At 50.1% G+C, this 5,392-nt stretch carries 6 protein-coding genes; 4 read left to right on the top strand and 2 right to left on the bottom strand.

Annotated elements, in window-relative coordinates; translation table 11 throughout:
- Positions 1-288: 288 nt before the first annotated feature.
- Complete coding sequence (gene pdxT / locus V7Z60_RS08590; RefSeq protein WP_334117415.1) at positions 289-861, bottom strand: pyridoxal 5'-phosphate synthase glutaminase subunit PdxT; 573 nt, start codon at positions 859-861, stop codon at positions 289-291.
- Positions 862-867: 6 nt separating this feature from the next.
- A complete protein-coding gene (gene pdxS / locus V7Z60_RS08585) occupies positions 868-1,746 on the bottom strand; it encodes a pyridoxal 5'-phosphate synthase lyase subunit PdxS (protein WP_334117414.1) in 879 nt (292 codons plus the stop codon).
- 110 nt (positions 1,747-1,856) lie between these two features.
- Between pdxS and pdxR the strand changes: the two genes are divergently transcribed.
- The 4 genes from pdxR to V7Z60_RS08565 form a co-directional block, all read left to right on the top strand.
- Complete coding sequence (gene pdxR / locus V7Z60_RS08580) at positions 1,857-3,287, top strand: MocR-like pyridoxine biosynthesis transcription factor PdxR (RefSeq protein ID WP_334117413.1); 1,431 nt, start codon at positions 1,857-1,859, stop codon at positions 3,285-3,287.
- Between the two features lie 214 nt (positions 3,288-3,501).
- A complete protein-coding gene (hrcA, locus tag V7Z60_RS08575; protein WP_334117412.1) occupies positions 3,502-4,533 on the top strand; it encodes a heat-inducible transcriptional repressor HrcA in 1,032 nt (343 codons plus the stop codon).
- 25 nt (positions 4,534-4,558) lie between these two features.
- Complete coding sequence (grpE, locus tag V7Z60_RS08570; protein ID WP_334117411.1) at positions 4,559-5,137, top strand: nucleotide exchange factor GrpE; 579 nt, start codon at positions 4,559-4,561, stop codon at positions 5,135-5,137.
- 35 nt (positions 5,138-5,172) lie between these two features.
- Positions 5,173-5,392, top strand: a 220-nt coding sequence (locus V7Z60_RS08565) for an Hsp70 family protein (protein WP_334117410.1), incomplete at its 3' end; no start/stop codon positions are given.

Below are 5,392 nucleotides of genomic sequence, written 5' to 3'. Positions count from 1 at the left end.
CGCTCGCGCCCCTCCTTATCTACCGCCTTGTTGAGCGGCTGGTCTTCACACCTTGTCTAAATCAGGTTACAGCTCGCATTCCCCTTGTCCTAATCGGGTTCGAAGCAGCATTCGCCTGGAGCTAAGCACTGTCTTCCTGGACGAGGCAAGCTCGCCTGCGTCAGACAGAAGCTTAGCTTACGGCTCATGACCGCTGCTTCTCACACCTTGCGTGCAGCACTGCATTTGACCAGAAGTGAAAGATGCCGGACAAGAGTCTGATTGCGACTGCATTGTCCGGCATTCAATTTAAACGAATTTCCTTGCAAAATATTCATGAAAGCGTGCATCGTCGGTCAGTTCCGGATGAAAGGATGAAACCAACATGTTTTCCTGTTCGGCGCAGACGACGTTGCCGTCGACTTCAGCCACGGCCTGTACTTTTTGTCCGAGTTTTGTGATGTAAGGGGCACGAATGAAAACGAGCGGGAGCGGATCCTTTGAAATTTCAGGAATTTCTTTCCGGCACGAAAAGCTGTCAAGCTGAGATCCGTAGGCATTGCGTCTGACGGTGATGTCCATCGTGCACAGATAGCGTTCGTCTTGGCCTTCAATGTCCTTTGCAAGCAGAATCATTCCTGCACAAGTTCCCCAGACAGGCAGGCCTGTTTCAATTGCGTGTTTCAAAGGTTCAGTCAGATCGAAGTAGTTGAGCAGACGTCCCATCGCAGTCGATTCACCGCCCGGAAGAATCAGGCCGTCAACTTCTGCGAGCTTTTCTCTGGTTTTGACGATGACGGGCTCGATTCCTTCGAGTTTCCTGAGCTTTTCTTCATGTTCCTCAATCGCACCCTGCATGCCTAAGATTCCGATTCTCTTCATCTGCTTCTACCATCCGCGCCTGTCAAGGTGTTCTTCTTCAGGCAGGGCATCGCAGTTGATGCCGACCATGGCTTCACCGAGATCTTCAGAAATGACGGCAAGCTTTTCCGGATCATCATAGAACGTGGCAGCTTCAACGATTGCCTTGGCGCGCTTTTTCGGATCGCCGGACTTGAAGATGCCGGAGCCGACGAAGACGCCATCCGACCCAAGCTGGAGCATCAGGGCAGCATCGGCCGGCGTTGCAACGCCGCCGGCGGCAAAGTTGACGACCGGAAGCCTGCCGTTGTCGTGAACGTACTGAATCAGACTGAACGGTGCAGCGTATTCTTTGGCGAGATGCATCAATTCAGGCTGTGATGCCGCCTGAACGCGGCGAATGTCCTGCTGCATCGTCCGCATGTGGCGAACCGCTTGCGAAACGTCGCCCGTGCCTGCTTCGCCCTTGGTTCTGATCATGCTGGCTCCTTCGCCGATGCGCCGGAGGGCTTCACCGAGGTTTCTGGCACCGCAGACGAACGGAATTTCAAATGAGGACTTGTCGATATGATTTTCGTAATCGGCCGGCGTCAGAACTTCTGATTCGTCTATGTAGTCAATGCCGATGGCCTGCAGAATCTGTGCTTCGACGAAGTGACCGATTCTTGCCTTTGCCATGACCGGAATCGAAACTGCTTCCTTGATTTCGCGAATCATTTTCGGATCTGACATGCGCGCAACGCCGCCTTCCCTGCGGATGTCCGCAGGGACGCGTTCCAGGGCCATGACGGCAACTGCCCCGGCGTCTTCTGCGATTTTTGCCTGTTCGACGTTCGTCACGTCCATGATGACCCCGCCCTTTAACATCTGAGCCAGGTTCTTGTTTAAAGTGTAGCGATCTGACATAAAAATTCCTCCTTGAATGCAGATAAGTCCCTTGATAAAATTGTAACGTAACAATTATGATGAATTCCCAAGAGTTAATGACATTATAATCAAAAGCGAGGTGCGTGACAATGGAGCAGGACATAAAACAGGAGATTGTATCGATACAGTTGAACAATGAGAGCACGATTCCGCTGTACGTTCAGCTTTACCGCCATATCAAGCAGATGATCGAACAGGGGAAATTGAGCACCAGTTACAAGATGCCGCCAATCAGATGGATGGCCGAACAGCTCGGAATCAACCCGGGAACCGTTGTCAGAGCATACAAGGAGCTTGAAAGGAACGGTTTTCTGATCAGCAAGTGGGGCAGCGGAAGCTTTGTGGCCGAAGTGCCGCTTTATGAAAGCGAAGAATCTGACGAACAAGACGCGTTTGCGTATCAAAGCCCTGCATTTTCAGAAGGGATGATCGACATGTCAAGCGTTGCGCTGGATCCGGACAGATTTTCTGCAGAAAGCTTCAAGCGTGCCGTCAATCGCGTGCTTGACGCTTCGGGCGGCAGGGCCTTTACGGTTGAAGATGAGCTCGGATGCTATTCGCTGAGGGAATCGATTGCACTTGAGCTTGCCGGACGCAGGATAATCACCTCGCCTCAGAACGTGCAGGTGATTTCAGGCGCTCAGCAGGGAATCGACATTTGTGCGCGTGCAATGCTTGAACCGGGCGACTGCGTGTTTGCGGAAGATCCGACCTATCCCGGAGCGCTCGAATCGCTTCGGGCGAGCGGTGCCAAAATCATCGGCATTCCGATTGACAAAAACGGTCTTTGCGTTGACGAATTCGAAAGAAAGCTGGAAGTTTTTCGTCCCAAGCTGGTGTATCTGATGCCGATCGTGCAGAATCCGACGGGACTTTCAATGTCGCAGAAAACCAAACGCAGGATTCTGGGGCTGGCGCATTTTTATGATTTTTACGTCATTGAAGACGACTATTGCAGCGGAATTCTGTACGATGAGGTCGAACCAGCGCCGCTTAAGGCATACGACCGCGATGACCGCGTAATCTACATCAGAAGCCTGTCGCACATGTTCGTTTCCGGGATGAGACTCGGATATCTGATTACGCCGGGTGAGCTTGCCGACAGCCTGAAAAGCGTCAAGCGAATGACCGACATTCAGACTTCGGGACTGATTCAGCGGATTTTTGACTATTATCTGCGCAGCAACCTGTGGAACGAGCATAAAGCAGGTCTTCAAAATTCCTATCAGCATCAGTTCGCCGTTGCCTGCCGCATTCTTGATGAAAAATTCAGAGCCTCGTTTGACTACTGTCTTCCGTCAGGCGGCTTTTGCTTCTGGATCAGGCTGAAAAACGGACTTTCAGCAAAGAAGGTCGTTGAGGAGGCACGCAGGCGGGGGTTGATCATTTCAAATGGAGACGCGTATTACGTCTATTCCAAGCCTGACGACCATTTGCGGATTTCAATCGCACAGGTCAGCGAGGAAAAAATGGTCGAAGGCTTTGAAAGACTGGCAGAAGCGATTGCCGTGATTTCTTAGTAATTTCTTAATAATTTTCAGCAGAAAAGATGCAGAGTGCCAAAAGCCGCGCCATTCTTAGCACTCTAGCATGGACAGTGCTAAAAATACAGCAAAAAAGCCGCTGAAATCACGTTTTCATGAGCGTTATCCGCTTGACAAGTTCGCCAACCTTGTGTATATTAATAATTGACTTAGCACTCAAGTGTGTTAAGTGCTAAAAAGAGGTGATTGTATGTTAACTGAACGACAGCTTCTGATTCTTGAGGCAATCATTCGCGACTATGCAAATGAGGGACAGCCGATCGGATCGAAGCGTCTGGAACAGCAATTGCCTGTTCATGCAAGTTCGGCAACGATTCGAAATGAGATGGCTGCGCTTGAAAAGCTGGGATTGATTGCAAAGGAGCATTCAAGTTCCGGGAGAATTCCTTCAGAACGAGGGTATCGCTATTACGTCGACCATATCATGAAACCTGCCAAGATAGGCAGAGGCGCGGTTCAGAACATTCGGAAGTCGTTTGGAAGCGAATTCCAGAAGGTTGATGAGATTGTCGCGACCTCGGCACGGATTCTGTCCGATCTGACGCAGTACACGGCCATTTCGTTGAAACCTGAGTCAGCCGACATCCGGTTGGAAGGTTTCAGAATGGTTCCGATTGGCGACCGGCAGGTCATGGTGATTCTTGTCACCAGCGACGGCACGGTTGAAAGTCAGATGTACAATCTTCCGGGCGGAATTCATGGCGACGAGCTCGAATCGGTCATTCGCATCATCAATGACAGAGTTGTCGGATTGTCGCTGAATCAGGTGATTGCCAAGTTGCATGAATGCTTGCCTCTTATTACGAAGTATCTGCACAAGCCGGACGGGTTCATGGATGCGTTCGGAAGTATCCTTGACAAGGCGGTTAAAAAGCAGGTATACGTAAGCGGCAAGAAGAATCTTCTGAGCTTTGCGCACTGGGAAGACCCGGAGCAGATCAAAGCCTTGTATTCGCTGATTGACCAGTCGGCGAACCTTGGTACGCTGCTTGAAAACAGGGATGGCGATGTTTCCGTCAAATTGGGATCCGAGCTTTCAGATACGCTTTTGTCCCATTACAGCCTTGTTTCTGCAGCATATGATGACGGTAATAACGGTCAGGGAATCATTGCGATTCTCGGTCCGACGAACATGCCGTATTCAAAAGTCATCGGCCTGCTCGATGCTTTCAGAGATGAGCTTACGCGGCGCATCTTTGATTATTACCAGCATTTGAACTGAATTTTGAAGGAAAAGGGGTGTTTACGTGGCTGAAAAAGATCAAGAAGGAAAGCCTGAAGTTTCCGAAGAGGAAAACGTGACGGCTGAAAAGGCCGCCGATCAGGACACTGCAAAAAAAGAACCCGTAAAGAAACAATCAATCGAGGAAGCAGAAAAGAAGCTTTCAGATCTCCAGAAGAAGTATGACGATCTGGAAGACAAGTATCTGCGTGCCGAAGCTGAGATGCAGAACATGACCAAGCGCTTCAGAAAAGAACAGCAGCAGCTGCTCAAGTATGAAGGACAGGATCTCATCAGAGAGATTCTGCCGGTCGTCGACAACTTGAACCGCGCCTTGCAGATTGACGTCAAGGAGAACGGTTCCGAGCAGCTCAAGCGGGGAATCGAGATGGTCCAGCGGGATATGGAAAAGGCCTTGAAGGACAACGATGTCACAAAGATTGAAGCACTGGGACAAACTTTTGATCCAACGCTTCACCAGGCCGTCAAGGCCGTGCCTGTCGAAGAAGGTCAGAAGGCTGAAACGATTGTTGAAGTCTATCAGGACGGCTATATGCTGAAGGATCGCGTTTTGCGTCCGGCAATGGTCGTTGTTGCACAGTAATCAAGGAAATCAATTAAGAAAAGGAAGAATATCTAATGGCAAAAATCATTGGTATCGATTTGGGGACGACAAACTCTGCAGTTGCAGTCCTCGAAGGCAAGGAATCAAAGATTATCACAAATCCGGAAGGCAATCGTACGACTCCTTCCGTTGTATCATTCAAGAACGGTGAAACGCAGGTCGGTGAAGTTGCAAAGCGTCAGGCAATCACGAACCCGAACACGATTTCATCAATCAAGCGTCATATGGGCGAAG

This window comes from Ligilactobacillus sp. (assembly GCF_036846325.1).
Lineage (GTDB): Bacteria > Bacillota > Bacilli > Lactobacillales > Lactobacillaceae > Ligilactobacillus.
The sequence above is the reverse complement of the archived record's forward strand: the minus strand, read 5'-3'. Positions and strand labels throughout refer to the sequence as shown.

Coding starts and splice junctions, on each gene's coding strand:
- pdxT (WP_334117415.1), bottom strand. CDS start 861: ATGAAGAGAATCGGAATCTTAGGCATGCAGGGTGCGATTGAGGAACAT.
- pdxS (WP_334117414.1), bottom strand. CDS start 1,746: ATGTCAGATCGCTACACTTTAAACAAGAACCTGGCTCAGATGTTAAAG.
- pdxR (WP_334117413.1), top strand. CDS start 1,857: ATGGAGCAGGACATAAAACAGGAGATTGTATCGATACAGTTGAACAAT.
- hrcA (WP_334117412.1), top strand. CDS start 3,502: ATGTTAACTGAACGACAGCTTCTGATTCTTGAGGCAATCATTCGCGAC.